Raw genomic sequence first — 14,248 nt, 5'->3', positions numbered from 1 at the left:
GAGCTTATTGGTCTGACGCAGGATCTGATCCGTATTCCAACGCTTAGTCCGTCGGGGTAGAACCATCGCTGGATCTGCGCTTACCTCGCGCCGCAGTTGAAGGCTGCGGGCTTTACGCTGCAATTCATCCAGGTCTTGGGCGCGCCGGGCGATAGCGAAGCCTATCCACGCTGAAATCTGGTCGCGCGGATTGACTTAGACTTGCCCGGCGATTGCGTGCATTTCAACCGCGATCACGATGTCATCAAGGTTGGCCACGGTTGGACCCGCGATCCGTTTGGCGGCGCATTGGAAGGCGGCCAGATTTATGGCCGAGGTAAAGCAGGAAATCACCGAGAAACTGGCGCGCGTGAAAGCCCAGCGCCCAACGTTTTCCCATGAGATCAAAGGTTTGTTCAAGGTGCAGTCGGTGATGACGGATCGCTACGCTCGGCGTGCAGGATATTAAGGACAGCGCTAACGTGATGGCTTTGGTGCTGCATGGATTTGCTCGGCTGATTTCATCTTGGCCTAAACACTCCGGGGTCCGGGGCAGCGCCCCGGCGCATCGCGCTAAACCGGAATGTTGTCAATCAAGCGCACGCCGTCCAACCAAGCGGCGGCCAGCATCCGGCGGGGGCGTTGTATGTCATCCGAGGGCATCAATGTCTCGGCATCACGCAATTCGATATATTCCACCCGTTCAAACCCGGCGTGCCGCAACTTTTCCGCCGCTTCGCGGATCGCCATCCGATCAGACTGTCCAGCGCGAATGTCTTCTGCGGCAGCAGAGATTGCGGTGTAAAGCACGCCCGCAATCGCGCGACCGTCAGGCGTCAGACGGTTATTGCGCGAAGACATGGCAAGCCCATCCGGCTCACGAATGGTCTCGCAGCCCACGATGGTGATGGGCACATTCAAGTCGCGCACCAACTGCAAAACAACCTGTAATTGCTGCCAATCTTTTTGACCAAAATAGCCCCTGTCGGCCATCGTCATGCCGAAAAGCTTGGTGACCACGGTGGCCACGCCGTCAAAATGCCCCGGACGCATCCGGCCTTCCAACGGCTCCGACACACCGCCCACCGAAACGGTCGAGGTGAAGCCGTCGGGATAAACCTCACCCGGTTCTGGCGCGAAGATCACATCGACACCCACCGTTTGCAGCAAAGCCGCATCGGCTGCCTCGGTGCGGGGATACGTCTTCAGATCATCCGGGTTGTTGAACTGCTTCGGGTTGACGAAAATCGTCACAATCACCCGCTGACATTCCGCCTTCGCCGCACGCGCCAAAGACAAATGCCCGTCATGCAAAGCGCCCATTGTCGGCACCACACCCACCACCGCGCCCGCAGTTTTCCAGCCACGCACCAAGATGCGCAGATCGGCGACAGTCCGAATGATCTGCGTCAAGACTGTTTGCCTTTCACAACATCCGCAAAGGCATGTTCTTCCGCCGGGAATGTCCGCGCCCGCACTTCTGCGGCATAATCGGCAATCGCTTCCGAGGCCAAAGCCCCCAAATCGGCGTAGCGTTTGACAAATTTCGGGCGGAATTCGGTGAAGAACCCAAGCATGTCATCCACCACCAGCACCTGACCATCACAGGCCACCCCTGCGCCAATGCCGATCGTCGGGATACTCAGCCTTTGGGTGATCCGGGCCGCCAAGCCCATCGGCACCTTTTCCAGCACCACAGAGAACGCGCCTGCGGCCTCAACCGCCAGTGCATCCTGCATCACCAAATCAGCCTCACCGTCGCGGCCGACCACCTTATAGCCGCCCAAAGTGTTCACCGCCTGCGGCGTCAACCCAATATGCGCCTGCACCGGAATCCCGCGCTTGGTCAGAAACGCGATGGTTTCGGCCATATGAACGCCACCCTCCAGCTTGACACAAGGCGCGCCCGTCTCGGCCATCAGCCGGGCCGCGTTGCGATACGCCTGCTGCGGGCTTTCCTCGTAACTGCCAAACGGCATGTCGATCACCGCCATCGCCTTTTGCAAGCCCCGAACCACCGCGCGGCCATGCAGAATCATCATCTCCATCGTCACACCAATGGTGCTGGGCAGCCCGTGCAGCACCATGCCGACTGAATCGCCGACCAGCGCCATATCGCAATGCGCATCGACCAGCCGGGCTACAGGCGTGGTGTAGGCGGTCAACACCACCAAGGGCACCTGACCTTTGCGGGCACGAATATCGGGCGGCAGCACCGCGCGCATGGAAGAGGTTGCACTCATCTGACAGGCTCCGCGATGACTTTGTGCCAATCATATGGGCACAAGCCAAAGGCGACAGCAAGATTATTACGCTGCATTGCAGCGGCAATCCCGCTTGACGCCGCGATGATCTGCGGGCGCTATGCGGGCCAAGCAAACCCAGAGGCGCTAATGTCGAACATTGAACGCGTGACCCGTGACGGCATCCAACCCGAAATCACCCGCCCGGACCCGTCGCGCATCGTGGCGGGCGATCCTGTCCACACCACTTGGAACATCGAAGATCGCGATGGGCTATATTGTGGGCTTTGGCAGTCCACCCCCGGCACATGGCGGATCAGCTATGTTGAATGGGAATATGTCTATATCCATTCCGGCCATTCGGTGCTGACCGATGCCGATGGCACGCAGACCGTATTGAAAGCAGGCGACAGCTATATCATCCGCCCCGGATTCTCCGGCACTTGGCAAGTGATAGAGACCACCCTGAAAGACTATGTGATCAAAGCCTAAAGCAAAAAGGCCCCGCAGTTTTGCAGGGCCTTTTGATACACGTCGCTTGGCGATCAACCGTTGCTCGTGGTCCCGTCAGCCAACGCCAGTTCCGGCAACGGCGGGCAATCGGCCTCGTCGATGCCTTTGCGCTTACAAACGGACAACCGCTTTTTCTCTGCCTTCGCGGCGTTCTGCGCATCAAGCTCGGCCTGCTTTGTGGCAGCGGCAGCCATCGCCGCCTCTTGCTCAACCAGCATCTGCGCGTCTTGCGGCTTGCGCGCGATATTCTCGGGCGTTTCCGGCACAGCCCGGCCCCAAGCGTCATCCATATAAGGGCCTTCGATAGCGAGACTTTCTTCCAGCGAGCGTACCTTCACCCGCGCGCCCAAGTCGATCCGTTCGTACAGATCCATCGCATCTTGGTTGAACAGACGGATACAACCCGCCGAAGTGGCATGACCGATGGTCTCATTCTGGATGGTTCCGTGAATGCGGAACATCGAGTCGCGACCGCCGCGATAAAGATACATCGCCCGCGCGCCGAGCGGGTTGTCAAGCCCGCCTGCGCGACCGCCCGCATACTCGGCGTAAAGGTCAGGCCGGGTGCGGATCATATTCGCGGTCGGCTGCCAAGACGGCCATTTCGCCTTGCGCCCGATCACGCCATTGCCACGGAAAGACAGGCCCTCCCGGCCCACAGCGATGGCGTATCGCAACGCCCGGCCATTTTCCTGCACCAGAAACAGCTTGCGCGCGAACGTATCGATCACAATCGTGCCCGGCGCATCATCGGCGGTATACTCTACCTCGGCACGGGCGCGGTCTGCCGACAAAAGCTCAGCATCGACGGGCTGAATATAGAAGCCCTCGTCCTCAACCCCTTCGTAACCCGCCACGACCGTAGGCGTCACAGATTTCGGTGTTGAAGTACCGCAAGCGGCAAGCAGGCTGAGCGATAACGCGCCAAGTAGGCGAAAAATGGAGCTGTTCACGGGACAGAGACTCGAATGTGAGGAAAATGATCTTTGCACCTAGAACCTGCGGTTTGGCTTCCGTCAAGTCCCGTGAAATGATTGAAAATGCAAAAGGCGCTGAATCTGCCGATGCAGGCTGATTCTTTCTAGCGCGTGCCTCAGCTATCTTCTTTCGCAGCAAAATCGACGCGAAAAAAACCAGCAGAAATTCGGGAACGTTTTTGTGAGCAATGCGTTACCTCTCTGTGAACGCCGCACGTCGCTGCGCAAAAATGAGGAAAAAAGACATGGGAATTGAAAGTTTGCTGATCTTCCTGCTGATCGGCGCGATTGCGGGCTGGCTGGCTGGACAAATCGTGTCTGGGTATGGCTTCGGCCTGCTGGGCAACATTGTGATCGGCATCGTCGGGGCCTTCATCGCCGGGGCACTTTTTCCGCGTATTGGGTTTGTTTTGGATGGCGGCATCCTCGCCTCCATCGTTCATGCAACAATCGGCGCGGTGATTTTGCTCTTCCTGATCAAGCTGATCAAACGCGCCTAAGCTTATCGGATTTAAATGAAAAGGGCCGGGATGTCTCCCGGCCCTTTGGCTTTAGCCCACCACGTTGAACGCAGGACCATAAGGATATTTGGTGATATCTTCGTTGCCGTCTTCGGTGATGAACAAAATATCATGCTCGCGGTAGCCACCCGCGCCGGGTTGACCATCCGGAATCGTCAACATCGGCTCCATGCTGATCACCATGCCAGGTTCCAGCACCGTGTCGATATCCTCGCGCAACTCCAGCCCCGCCTCACGGCCATAGTAATGGCTGAGCAGGCCGAAAGAGTGGCCATAACCGAAGGTGCGGTATTGCAGGACCTGATGTTCTTCGAAGAACGTGTTCAGCTTGGCCGTCACCTCCGCGCAAGACGCCCCTGGCTTCAACAGGCTGATCCCCAATTCATGCGCCGCGACGTTGATCTCCCACATCCGCAAGGACGCCGGATCAACCTCTTGCACGAACATCGTCCGCTCCAGCGCCGTGTAATAGCCCGAGATCATTGGGAACGTATTCAGGCTGAGGATATCGCCGCGCTTCAACTTGCGGCTGGTCACCGGGTTATGCGCGCCATCGGTGTTGATCCCCGACTGGAACCACACCCAAGTGTCGCGATATTCGGCATCGGGGAAGCGCTTGGCGATCTCGATCTCCATCGCATCGCGGCCCGCCATCGCAATGTCGATCTCGCGCGCACCTTCGCGCACGGCCTCACGAATAGCAAAACCGCCCACATCGGCGACTCCAGCGCCATGCCGGATCAAATCCAACTCGGCCTGCGATTTCATCATCCGCTGTTCCATCGTGCCACGCGCAATATCAACGCCGCGCTTGGGCTTGAGGAAATGATTCAGCTTTTCCGATTGGAGCATTGTCAGGTGATCGGCCTCGCAACCAATCACACGGCCCTCACCCGTCACCGATAGAATCGCGCGCCAGTAATTATCGCGCTGCCAATCGGTATAGGTGATGTTGTCGCCATGGCCGCGCCGCCAAGGTTGGCCCGCATCAATCCCGGCCGAGATCGTGACGCTTTGCGTGAGGGTCACAACAAGGCCGTAGGGGCGGCCAAACGAGCAGTACAAGAAGCCTGAATAATAAGCGATGTTGTGCATCGAGGTAAACACGCAGGCTTCAACCCCATGCACCTCCATCAGATCGCGCAAACCAGCAAGGCGCGCGTCATATTCATCGGAGGCAAAGGGCAGAACCCTGTCGCCTTGGTGGAACCGATATTGCTCTGGACGAGTCGTCATCATCAGACCTCATGCTTGGGGTCTGGGCCATACGCCGCAGAACCCCGAAAGGTCCCGGCGTGCAGGACGAAAGCAGGTTGCCCTGCAAGCTTTGGGGAGGCCCCCTGTGGCGACGCCATCGCCACGGCCGAGTTGCAGGATAAGTCCCGCAGGCCCGCTTGGCAAGCCTGAGGAATTCGCCTTCACGTCAGACCGCTTTGCCCGCGAAATCTTCCGGCCCGTGCCGCTCTGGCACCTGTTCCGCCTCATCACCCCAGTTTTTGTTGACGATCCGCCCGCGCTTGACCCCCGGCCGCGCGTCAATCACATCCGCCCAGCGCTTGAGGTTTTTGTAAATCCCAACATCCAGAAACTCCGCCGAATTGGCATAGCTGCGCCCCAAAACCATGCTGCCGTACCAAGGCCAGATCGCCATATCGGCAATCGAATATTCCTCACCCGCGATAAAAGGCACTTCGGCCAACCGGCGATCCAGCACATCCAACTGCCGCTTGGTTTCCATCGCATAGCGGTTGATCGGATATTCAAACTTTTCCGGCGCATAGGCGAAGAAATGGCCAAAACCGCCGCCGACAAACGGCGCCGATCCCATCTGCCAGAACAGCCAGTTTATCACTTCAATCCGCGCGGGCCCACTTGCTGGCAGGAACGCCCCGAACTTGTCAGCCAAATGCACCAGCATCGACCCCGACTCGAACAACCGTACAGGCTCTGCCCCGGTCAAATCCAGCAGCGCCGGGATTTTCGAATTCGGGTTCACCCCGACAAAGCCCGAGCCAAACTGATCACCCTTACTGATATTGATCAGCCAGGCGTCGTATTCGGCGGTATGGCCCGCCGCCAAAAGCTCCTCGAACAGGATCGAGACCTTTTGACCATTCGGCGTTGCCAGCGAGTAAAGCTGAAAGCCATGCTTGCCGCGCGGCAGCTCTTTATCATGCGTCGCACCTGCGATGGGGCGGTTGATGTTGGCGAATTGGCCACCATTGGCAGCATCCCAAGTCCAGACCTTCGGCGGAACATATGGTGTGGTCGACATCGACAAATCCTTTTGGGGCGGCCTGCCCCGAATGCCAAGAGGTAAGCACAAATCCGCCCTGCGACAAGCGCGCGCGCTTGCATAAAAATCCACAGCCCCCATCTTACAAATCGCATAACATAGGAGAATGGCATGCAGTGCCCTGTCGACAACGAGACTTTGGTGATGGCCGACCGCAACGGTGTGGAAATTGATTATTGCCCGAAATGCCGGGGCGTCTGGCTGGATCGGGGCGAGCTGGACAAGATCATCGAGCGTGCCGCCAGCGTGCCAGCCGCAGCCCCGCCGCGTCAGGCAGCCCCGGTCTATCAACCCGAGCCGGGTTATCGCACCGAACCTAGTCGCCAAGCGCCCCTGCGTGATGAACCGCGCCGCAGGGATGACGACGATACTGACGATCGCTATCACGGCAAGAAAAAGCGCCGCGAAAGCTTTCTCGGCGATCTGTTTGATTTCTAACCGCTGGCCAACCGACCGCCCGTCTTCATTCTGCTGCCCCATGGTTTGACCGGGGCAGTAGTTTATGTGTGGTCGATGCATCGCTAACCCACTCGTTGTAAGCTAACTGGCGAGCGGAATGACGAATAAGGCCAAGCTTCCGGCACATCGACCAAACCATGCCGCACCGGGTCCATCTGGCAACTGCGCATATGCAGCGCCAGATCGGCGGCATCGCCAATGCGGTGCTGCCAGAAGCCGCGCTGCCAGACGCCCTGCGCAGCACGGCTGACACGGGATTTGCGGGCATCCAAGGGCAAGCTGGCCGAAAACCGCGCTTTGATCAACCGCCAACGACCCGCGACATCATCCTCCCCCGCAGGCAGCGTCCAGATCGTGTGCAGATGGTCAGGCATCACCACCCAAGCCGCAATCTGAAACGGGCGTTCCGCCCGAGTAAGCCGCACCGCGTGGCGCAGGCGTTCGATTTCAAGCACCAGCAGATCATCGCCGGGCCGATGAAGGGCCACGGTGAAGTAGTGGGTATGCGGGGCGGCGGGGCGGATGCGATATGTCATCCCAGCAAGCTGCCACAACACTGGTTAACATCGCATTACCGCCAAACCGAAATTGCCCGCTGATCTTAAACCGAGCGTGTGATCCCGCCATCCACGCGCAAATTCTGCCCGGTGATATAGCCCGCCGCATCCGAGGCCAGAAAGCTGACGGTCCCGGCAATTTCTTCCACCCGACCGTAACGCCCCATCGGAATCCGCGCGCGGAATTCCTCTTTCTCTGGCAAGCTATTGATAAACCCGGGCAAAACATTGTTGATGCGAATGGCCTGCGGCGCATATTTATCGGCGTAAAGCTTTGTAAACGCCGCCAAACCCGCCCGCGCCACGCCAGAGGTCGGGAAAGCCGGATCGGGTTCAAACGTCGCAAACGTGGTGATGTTGATGATCGACCCCCCGCTGCCTTGCGCCTCAAAAATCGGCGTCACCGCGCGAATGGGGCGCACGGCTGACAGGAAATAAATCTCAAAGCCCTGATGCCAGCCTTCATCGGTGATGTCCAACAAAGCCGCGCGCGGCCCATGCCCTGCCGAATTCACCAGCACGTCGATGCGGCCAAATTTAGCCATCGCCGCATCCACCACGCGCTGCACATCGTCACTGCTTTGGTTCGATCCGGTCACACCAACGCCACCCAGCTCCGCGCCCAAAGCCTCGCCCTTACCAGACGAAGACAGGATCGCCACCGCAAAGCCATCCGCCGCCAACCGCCGCGCCGCCGCTGCCCCCATGCCCGAGCCACCCGCCGTGATCACCGCAACCTTTTGCATTTCTGCCTCCATCTGTGCTTTGCTGGAAGCTGACACGCACAACCGCCGAACACCACCCGGATTTCACATGCATATTGGCCCGAAGAACCTGATCACCGATGTTGCGGGCCTGCGGGTGGGTCAGGCGCAGGACGCGCGCCTGCGCTCGGGCTGCACGGTGCTGACCGCGGATCGCCCGTTCACCGCCGCCGTGCATATTATGGGCGGCGCGCCCGGGACGCGCGAGACTGATCTGCTGGCCCCCGACAAACTGGTGCAACAGGTTGATGCGCTTGTGCTTGCGGGCGGATCGGCTTTTGGCTTGGATGCCTGTTCGGGTGTCGCGGATGCGTTGCGCGCGCAGGGGCGTGGCTTTGCTGTGGGCGATCAGCGCGTGCCAATTGTGCCGGGGGCGATCCTGTTTGATCTGCTGAACGGCGGCGACAAGGCGTGGCTGCGCAACCCCTATTACGATCTGGGTCAGCAGGCTTTTCGGGCCGCAACCGAGGATTTCAGCCTTGGCACGACAGGCGCAGGATATGGTGCTGCAACCGGATATTGGAAGGGTGGGGTTGGCTCGGCCTCGCTGGTTTTGCCATCGGGTCTGACTGTGGGGGCGCTGGTGGCGGTGAACGCTTTGGGTTCGGTGACCGTCAATGATGGCCCGCAGTTCTGGGCCGCCGCATGGGAGCGCAACCGCGAGTTCGGCGGCCTTGGCCCCAGCCCGCAGCTTGCACCCCGCGATGCCCCGCTGCCGCGCAAGCGGATGGGAGAGGCCACCACCATCGCCATTGTCGCCACAGATGCCAGCTTGACCCAAGCGCAGGCCCAACGCATGGCCACCGCCGCACATGATGGCATGGCGCGCGCCATCGTGCCCTCGCATACCCCCCTAGACGGCGATCTGATCTTTGCCGCTGCGACCGGGGAGAAAACCTTGGGCGACCCGCTGACCGATACATTCCAAATCGGCCATGCCGCCGCAATCTGCCTTGCCCGCGCCATCGCCCGCGCGATCTATGAATCACAACCGATGGCCGGAGATTTGCAGCCCTGTTACCGCCAGCACCACGGTGGCTAGGCTACCACCGCTTCAGCGCGGCCTCGTCCTCATCCCGCGCCGCGACCCATTCTGCGCCATCCGCCGACAGCTCTTTCTTCCAGAACGGCGCGCGGGATTTCAGGTAATCCATCAGAAATTCCGCCGCAGCAAAGGCATCCGCCCGGTGCCGTGCGGCGGTGGCCACCATCATAATCGCCTCACCGCCGGCAAGCCGACCATAGCGATGCACCACCAAAGCATCGACCAAAGACCAGCGCGTTTTGGCTTCATCCACCATTGCCGCAATCGCCTTTTCGGTCATGCCCGGATAATGCTCGATCTCCATCGCGGCCAGCGCGCCTCCATTGTCGCGCACAAGTCCGGTGAAGGTGACAACCGCCCCCGCCCCCGCCACCCGTGCCGCGAAAGCGTTGGTCAGCGCGCCCAGATCAAACGGTTCGGCCTGCACCGACACCTGCATCTCAGCCACCCGTCATCGGCGGGAAAAACGCGAGTTCGCGCACGCCGGCCAAAGAGGCCTCAAAGCTGGACAATTCCTGATCCACGGCCACCCGCAAGCTTGCCAGATCGCCAAATGCCCAGTCATAACGCTCTTCGCGCGCCTTCAATTCGGTGATCAACTCCATCACCGTGGCGGCACTGGTCTCAATCCGTTCCCGCGGCACACCGATCCGCTCCCGCACCCAAGCGAAATACAGCACGTCGATCATTTGTCTTCCCGCAGAAACGGCAGGGCTTTGCGGAAGTAATCCAACCCCGTCATCGCGGTCAGAAACGCCGCAATCCACATCAGCACCAGCCCGACATCGCCCGCCACAGACGCGCAATCTCGCTTGCCGCACGCCCGGATCGGATCGGCCAGCCCCTGCATGACGGCATCGGTGTATTGCTGTGGCGTCATGCCATGCATCGCAACACCGTTAAGGTATTCCAACCCGGTGCCCAAAAACAGCACCGCAATCGCAACCATTTGCGCCGTGGTCTTCCACTTTGCCAACTTCGTGACCTTCAGCAGCCCCGCCTTGGCCCCTAAAAACTCGCGCAGGCCCGAGACGAAAACTTCGCGAAACAGAATAACCGTCGCGGGCAGGATCAGCCAAGGATTCATCCCCGAATACCCCGTCAGCACCAGTATCGCGATCACCACCATCGCCTTGTCGGCAATCGGATCCAGCATGGTGCCAAACTTGCTTTCCTGCTTCCACAGCCGGGCAAGGTAGCCATCAAACCAATCGGTAATCGCCGCGCCCACAAACAGCGTCAGCGCGAACCAATCCGCCCAAGGCCGTTGGAAATACAGAAACATCAGCGGCACGCCGGGGGCAGCCAGCAGGCGCATCACAGTCAGGGTGTTTGGAATTGACCATCTCATCCGCCAAGTCGTAGCCCAAGTCACAGGCCGGGGGGAAGCGGCAATTCCGACCGGATGCAGGCGCAAAAGCGTCAATCCGCCGAAAAACCGGGCAAATATGTCAGTCGGGCACCGGAGCCCAGATCACATCATCAATGCGCGCAGCCCCCGTTGCCAACATCACCACCCGGTCAAACCCCATCGCAATGCCACTTGCAGCAGGCATGATCGCCAAGGCGGCCAGAAAATCCTCATCCAACGGATACCGCTCGCCATACACCCGCGCCTTCTCGTCCATCTCCAACCCAAAGCGGAGGCGCTGCTCATCAGGGTTGGTCAATTCGCCAAACCCATTCGCCAGTTCCACCCCGCAAGCATAAACCTCGAACCGCTCTGCCACCCGAGTATCCCTCGGATGTCTACGCGCCAAAGCCGCCTCGGCGCTGGGGTATTCATCCAGAATGGTGATACGCCCAATGCCCAGATGCGGCTCGACCAATTCGCCCAACACGCGGCTTAGCATATCCGACCAAGTGTCATCCGCCGCCACCCGCAACCCTATCCGCGCCAGGTCCCCCGCCAGCACTTCCGCCACAGGCGCACCATCCGGCTCAATCGAGCCCAGCAAATCAACCCCGGCATAGCGCATAAACGCTTCGGCCACCGAAATCCGCTCCGGCTCTAAAAACGGATCGCAAACCCTGTCCCGAAACCGCAACACCCCGCCGCCGATCTCTGCCGCCAGCCGACAGAATGCCACGGCATCATCCATCAGCACCTCATAGCCCTCGCCCACCCGATACCACTCCAGCATGGTAAACTCAGGCGAGTGCAAAGCCCCCCGTTCGCGGTTGCGATACACATGTGCAAACGCCGCAATCCGCCGCTCGCCCGCCGCCAGCAATTTCTTCATCGCAAACTCAGGGGAGGTGTGCAGATACATCGCCCGCCCCACCCCATCATTGCCAATCGCCTGCGTCACAAATCCATGCAGATGTGCCTCATTTCCGGGGCTAAAGGCCAAGGCCGCAGGGTCCACCTCGACAAACTGCCGATCAGCCAGCCACAGTCGCAGGCTGGCTTGAATCCGGTTGCGCGCCAGCAAAATCCCCCGCCGATCCGCATGCCGCAAAGGATGCCACCACGCCATTTCGCTATTTTCGCCTGCCATCTGGAGATTTCCGATCAAACGCGCTAAAGCCACCGCAACGCTTTCGCCCTTTACCCGTTGGGCCATTCAAGAACAAGGAACCACCCCGTGAAAGTCATCGCCTCCTCTTTGCGCAAAGGCAATGTCGTCGAGATGGACGGCAAACTGTACGCCGTGCTGAAAGCCGAAAATTTCCACCCCGGCAAAGGCACCCCCACCACGTCCGTCGACATGCGCCGCATCTCGGATGGCGTGAAAGTAGCCGAACGCTGGCGCACCACCGAGATGGTGGAAAAGGCCAACGTCGATGACCGCGAATATGACTTTCTTTACGAAGACAGCGAAGGCTTCCACTTTATGGAGCCGACCACCTATGAGCAATTCGCCGTCCACCCCGATGTGGTTGGCGACGACAAGCCTTTCCTGACCGACGGCCTCAAGGTTTACCTCAAAACCTACGACGGCCTAGCCATCGCTTTAGAGTTGCCGCAGCGCGTCAATGTCGAGGTTGCCGAGACCGAACCGGTTGTCAAAGGCCAAACCGCTTCGTCATCGTACAAACCCGCGATCTGCACCAATGGCGTGCGCGTGATGGTGCCGCCGCATATCGGCCCCGGCGCGAAAATCGTCATCAATACCGAAGATTACTCCTACTACGGTCGCGTTCAGGACTAAGCCGCCTCGCCTAGCAAAAGCCCGCCCGCCTCCAGCGTGGCGGGCTTTTTCATGGCCATCACCCAAGCCATCTGACAAAACCCATTAGCACAGGTTCGGGCTTGTGGCGGGGTCAGGATGTCTAAGGTCGCAGATAAATCACGCCTGACCACAGCATGTTGTGTAAAATGGCCTGAAATTGACCGTTAACCACAAGTCAGTCCCCGCTGGGAAGGCGGTGCGCCCCGATCTCGGCGGATCAAACGCAACCGCTCTAAAATTTCATCTTGGCACAAATACTCTGGGGGTGCGGGGGCGAGCCCCCGCTGCTTGCCGCACGACCTGCTTCAGCCCATGCGTAAATCATCCTGAATATAGGCCTGCACGATCTCATCAAAACTTCCCTCCGCGCGAAACCCCAAAGCCTTCGCCCGTGTCGCCGCAAACCGCCTTGGCCAGCTTTGCACAATCGCCCAAACCGCCGGGTCCGGCACGTCGCGGATCAGCCGCGCCACATCCGCCCCCGCCGCCCGCGTCAACGCCGCAATCTGCTCGGCCACCGTCACCGCGACCCCCGGCAAAATCAGATTGCGCCGCGCGCCCACAGCCGCCAAATCCAGCTCGGCCGCGTGCAGGAAAAACCCGACCGCCGCGCGCGGGCTGGCCATCGTGTGCAGCCAATCCCGCGCCACCGGCAGATCAGCGGGCAAGCCGTTCAACGGCTCGCGGATGATGCCGGAAAAGAAACTCGACGCCGCCCGATTGGCCTTGCCGGGCCGCACGCAGATCGTCGGCAGCCGCAACCCGATGCCGTCAAAGAACCCGCGCCTGGAATAATCCGACAGCAACGCCTCGCCGATCAGTTTCTGCACGCCATAAGACGAATGTGGCGTCGGCGCGAAATCATCCGGTATTTCTTCCGGGAACGGCCCGCCAAACACCGCCGTGGTCGAAGCATAGACAACCCGAGGCGCATAACCCGCCCGCCTGATCGCCTCAAACAACGCCCGCGTGCCATCGACATTCACCCGGTAGCCCAGATCGAAATTCGCCTCTGCCTCGCCCGACACAACGCCGGCCAGGTGGAAAATCACCTCTGGCCGATGCGAAAGCAGCGCCTCTGCCACCCCAGCCACCGACAAATCCCCCACCAACGCGGTATGTGGAGCCGCAACCTCAGCCTGCACAATATCATGCAAAACCAGTTGGCTGATCGCCTTGCCCTGCACCGTCCCCCGCGCCAACAACGCCGCCGTCAGCTTGCGACCAATCATCCCCGCCGCGCCCGTGATCAAAACCCGCATCGAACCCTCCCATTTGCGCACACCAAAGCACGCCATCTCTCAAAGCCCCAACAGCAAAATGACAGCCGCCGTCACCTTTGCCAGATCGCTTGCCCGGGGCCACGACCTGGCTATCCTGCCGCTCTGTTGCAGATATTTGGATCAGCCCTTTGCAAGATTGTGCAAGCTGGCCTGCTGGCCGCATTCCCGCCCCCGGCCCATGCCAAATTGCGCGCGGTTCTGGTCGGGCTCACAGATTATCTGCCCCGTGATGCCGACTTAAAAGGCCCCGCGAATGACGAGCGCCTGATGGCCGCGGTTCCGATCATGCGCGGCATCCCTCCTCGCAATCCGACCAACGCTCGTTTGAATACCCGGTCGCAGAAAGCGGCCTCTGGCAATGCCCTTCACCTGCCAACGCGCCGAAGACTGGCGCAGCAGCCCGAACGCCACGTAGTCACAAGTTCTGGCCGCCAC

General features: G+C 60.1%; 18 protein-coding genes. 5 read left to right on the top strand and 13 right to left on the bottom strand.

The genetic code is table 11. The features are described 5' to 3' along the window. Positions 1-195 precede the first annotated feature (195 nt). The 3 genes from Q7V03_RS10745 to panB all read right to left on the bottom strand — a co-directional run bounded on the left by Q7V03_RS10745 (position 196) and on the right by panB (position 2,222). The gene (locus Q7V03_RS10745) at positions 196-399 is read right to left on the bottom strand and encodes a hypothetical protein (protein WP_304925597.1); all 204 of its coding nucleotides are present in this window, start codon (positions 397-399) and stop codon (positions 196-198) included. 153 nt (positions 400-552) lie between these two features. After that, the gene (panC, locus tag Q7V03_RS10740; protein ID WP_304925596.1) at positions 553-1,392 is read right to left on the bottom strand and encodes a pantoate--beta-alanine ligase; all 840 of its coding nucleotides are present in this window, start codon (positions 1,390-1,392) and stop codon (positions 553-555) included. Beyond that, positions 1,389-2,222, bottom strand: coding sequence for a 3-methyl-2-oxobutanoate hydroxymethyltransferase (gene panB / locus Q7V03_RS10735; RefSeq protein WP_304925595.1), 834 nt, complete (start codon positions 2,220-2,222; stop codon positions 1,389-1,391). The genes panC and panB overlap by 4 nt, the downstream gene beginning before the upstream one ends. A gap of 150 nt (positions 2,223-2,372) precedes the next feature. Between panB and Q7V03_RS10730 the strand changes: the two genes are divergently transcribed. Beyond that, positions 2,373-2,714: a cupin domain-containing protein gene (locus tag Q7V03_RS10730; RefSeq protein WP_304925594.1), complete on the top strand. Its 342-nt coding sequence runs from the start codon at positions 2,373-2,375 to the stop codon at positions 2,712-2,714. A 53-nt stretch (positions 2,715-2,767) separates the two neighbouring features. Here Q7V03_RS10730 and Q7V03_RS10725 read toward each other — a convergent pair whose 3' ends face one another. Further along, positions 2,768-3,688, bottom strand: coding sequence for a L,D-transpeptidase (locus Q7V03_RS10725; RefSeq protein WP_370651105.1), 921 nt, complete (start codon positions 3,686-3,688; stop codon positions 2,768-2,770). 269 nt (positions 3,689-3,957) lie between these two features. Between Q7V03_RS10725 and Q7V03_RS10720 the strand changes: the two genes are divergently transcribed. Further along, positions 3,958-4,212: a GlsB/YeaQ/YmgE family stress response membrane protein gene (locus Q7V03_RS10720; protein ID WP_304925593.1), complete on the top strand. Its 255-nt coding sequence runs from the start codon at positions 3,958-3,960 to the stop codon at positions 4,210-4,212. A gap of 51 nt (positions 4,213-4,263) precedes the next feature. Here Q7V03_RS10720 and Q7V03_RS10715 read toward each other — a convergent pair whose 3' ends face one another. Both Q7V03_RS10715 and yghU read right to left on the bottom strand, forming a co-directional pair. Further along, positions 4,264-5,469: a M24 family metallopeptidase gene (locus Q7V03_RS10715; protein WP_304925882.1), complete on the bottom strand. Its 1,206-nt coding sequence runs from the start codon at positions 5,467-5,469 to the stop codon at positions 4,264-4,266. A 187-nt stretch (positions 5,470-5,656) separates the two neighbouring features. Then, positions 5,657-6,508, bottom strand: coding sequence for a glutathione-dependent disulfide-bond oxidoreductase (gene yghU, locus Q7V03_RS10710; RefSeq protein ID WP_304925592.1), 852 nt, complete (start codon positions 6,506-6,508; stop codon positions 5,657-5,659). A gap of 132 nt (positions 6,509-6,640) precedes the next feature. Between yghU and Q7V03_RS10705 the strand changes: the two genes are divergently transcribed. Beyond that, positions 6,641-6,967 carry a zf-TFIIB domain-containing protein gene (locus Q7V03_RS10705; protein ID WP_304925591.1) on the top strand — a complete coding sequence of 109 codons (327 nt, stop codon included), beginning with the start codon at positions 6,641-6,643 and terminating at the stop codon, positions 6,965-6,967. An 83-nt stretch (positions 6,968-7,050) separates the two neighbouring features. Here Q7V03_RS10705 and Q7V03_RS10700 read toward each other — a convergent pair whose 3' ends face one another. Both Q7V03_RS10700 and Q7V03_RS10695 read right to left on the bottom strand, forming a co-directional pair. Beyond that, entirely contained in the window at positions 7,051-7,524 is a 474-nt protein-coding gene (locus tag Q7V03_RS10700) for a transposase (protein WP_304925590.1), read from the bottom strand. Between the two features lie 65 nt (positions 7,525-7,589). Then, positions 7,590-8,291 carry an SDR family oxidoreductase gene (locus Q7V03_RS10695; protein WP_304925589.1) on the bottom strand — a complete coding sequence of 234 codons (702 nt, stop codon included), beginning with the start codon at positions 8,289-8,291 and terminating at the stop codon, positions 7,590-7,592. A 67-nt stretch (positions 8,292-8,358) separates the two neighbouring features. Here Q7V03_RS10695 and Q7V03_RS10690 point away from each other — a divergent pair, with 67 nt between their 5' ends. Further along, the gene (locus Q7V03_RS10690; protein ID WP_304925588.1) at positions 8,359-9,351 is read left to right on the top strand and encodes a P1 family peptidase; all 993 of its coding nucleotides are present in this window, start codon (positions 8,359-8,361) and stop codon (positions 9,349-9,351) included. 1 nt (position 9,352) lies between these two features. On the opposite strand, the gene Q7V03_RS10685 is transcribed toward Q7V03_RS10690, so the two are convergent. The 4 genes from Q7V03_RS10685 to epmA all read right to left on the bottom strand — a co-directional run bounded on the left by Q7V03_RS10685 (position 9,353) and on the right by epmA (position 11,855). Continuing rightward, entirely contained in the window at positions 9,353-9,793 is a 441-nt protein-coding gene (locus Q7V03_RS10685) for a molybdenum cofactor biosynthesis protein MoaE (protein ID WP_304925587.1), read from the bottom strand. A 1-nt stretch (position 9,794) separates the two neighbouring features. Continuing rightward, complete coding sequence (gene moaD / locus Q7V03_RS10680; RefSeq protein WP_304925586.1) at positions 9,795-10,043, bottom strand: molybdopterin converting factor subunit 1; 249 nt, start codon at positions 10,041-10,043, stop codon at positions 9,795-9,797. Further along, positions 10,040-10,705 carry a CDP-diacylglycerol--glycerol-3-phosphate 3-phosphatidyltransferase gene (pgsA, locus tag Q7V03_RS10675; protein WP_304925585.1) on the bottom strand — a complete coding sequence of 222 codons (666 nt, stop codon included), beginning with the start codon at positions 10,703-10,705 and terminating at the stop codon, positions 10,040-10,042. The genes moaD and pgsA overlap by 4 nt, the downstream gene beginning before the upstream one ends. 100 nt (positions 10,706-10,805) lie before the next feature. Beyond that, positions 10,806-11,855: an EF-P lysine aminoacylase EpmA gene (gene epmA, locus Q7V03_RS10670; protein ID WP_304925584.1), complete on the bottom strand. Its 1,050-nt coding sequence runs from the start codon at positions 11,853-11,855 to the stop codon at positions 10,806-10,808. An 87-nt stretch (positions 11,856-11,942) separates the two neighbouring features. Here epmA and efp point away from each other — a divergent pair, with 87 nt between their 5' ends. Then, positions 11,943-12,509, top strand: a complete 567-nt coding sequence (gene efp, locus Q7V03_RS10665; RefSeq protein ID WP_304925583.1) for an elongation factor P — start codon at positions 11,943-11,945, stop codon at positions 12,507-12,509. 326 nt (positions 12,510-12,835) lie between these two features. Here efp and denD read toward each other — a convergent pair whose 3' ends face one another. Next, positions 12,836-13,792, bottom strand: a complete 957-nt coding sequence (gene denD / locus Q7V03_RS10660) for a D-erythronate dehydrogenase (RefSeq protein WP_304925582.1) — start codon at positions 13,790-13,792, stop codon at positions 12,836-12,838. Positions 13,793-14,248: the final 456 nt, after the last annotated feature.

Source organism: Cypionkella sp., assembly GCF_030652235.1.
Classification (GTDB): Bacteria; Pseudomonadota; Alphaproteobacteria; order Rhodobacterales; family Rhodobacteraceae; genus Cypionkella.
This window is presented reverse-complemented; position numbering and strand designations above follow the sequence as displayed.

Excerpts from the sequence above, each read along its gene's own strand:
- Q7V03_RS10730 (WP_304925594.1), top strand. The coding sequence starts at position 2,373 with ATGTCGAACATTGAACGCGTGACCCGTGACGGCATCCAACCCGAAATC.
- panB (WP_304925595.1), bottom strand. The coding sequence starts at position 2,222 with ATGAGTGCAACCTCTTCCATGCGCGCGGTGCTGCCGCCCGATATTCGT.
- Q7V03_RS10685 (WP_304925587.1), bottom strand. The coding sequence starts at position 9,793 with ATGCAGGTGTCGGTGCAGGCCGAACCGTTTGATCTGGGCGCGCTGACC.
- Q7V03_RS10705 (WP_304925591.1), top strand. The coding sequence starts at position 6,641 with ATGCAGTGCCCTGTCGACAACGAGACTTTGGTGATGGCCGACCGCAAC.
- moaD (WP_304925586.1), bottom strand. The coding sequence starts at position 10,043 with ATGATCGACGTGCTGTATTTCGCTTGGGTGCGGGAGCGGATCGGTGTG.
- denD (WP_304925582.1), bottom strand. The coding sequence starts at position 13,792 with ATGCGGGTTTTGATCACGGGCGCGGCGGGGATGATTGGTCGCAAGCTG.
- Q7V03_RS10700 (WP_304925590.1), bottom strand. The coding sequence starts at position 7,524 with ATGACATATCGCATCCGCCCCGCCGCCCCGCATACCCACTACTTCACC.
- Q7V03_RS10720 (WP_304925593.1), top strand. The coding sequence starts at position 3,958 with ATGGGAATTGAAAGTTTGCTGATCTTCCTGCTGATCGGCGCGATTGCG.
- epmA (WP_304925584.1), bottom strand. The coding sequence starts at position 11,855 with ATGGCAGGCGAAAATAGCGAAATGGCGTGGTGGCATCCTTTGCGGCAT.
- Q7V03_RS10695 (WP_304925589.1), bottom strand. The coding sequence starts at position 8,291 with ATGCAAAAGGTTGCGGTGATCACGGCGGGTGGCTCGGGCATGGGGGCA.
- Q7V03_RS10715 (WP_304925882.1), bottom strand. The coding sequence starts at position 5,469 with ATGACGACTCGTCCAGAGCAATATCGGTTCCACCAAGGCGACAGGGTT.
- pgsA (WP_304925585.1), bottom strand. The coding sequence starts at position 10,705 with ATGAGATGGTCAATTCCAAACACCCTGACTGTGATGCGCCTGCTGGCT.
- Q7V03_RS10690 (WP_304925588.1), top strand. The coding sequence starts at position 8,359 with ATGCATATTGGCCCGAAGAACCTGATCACCGATGTTGCGGGCCTGCGG.
- yghU (WP_304925592.1), bottom strand. The coding sequence starts at position 6,508 with ATGTCGACCACACCATATGTTCCGCCGAAGGTCTGGACTTGGGATGCT.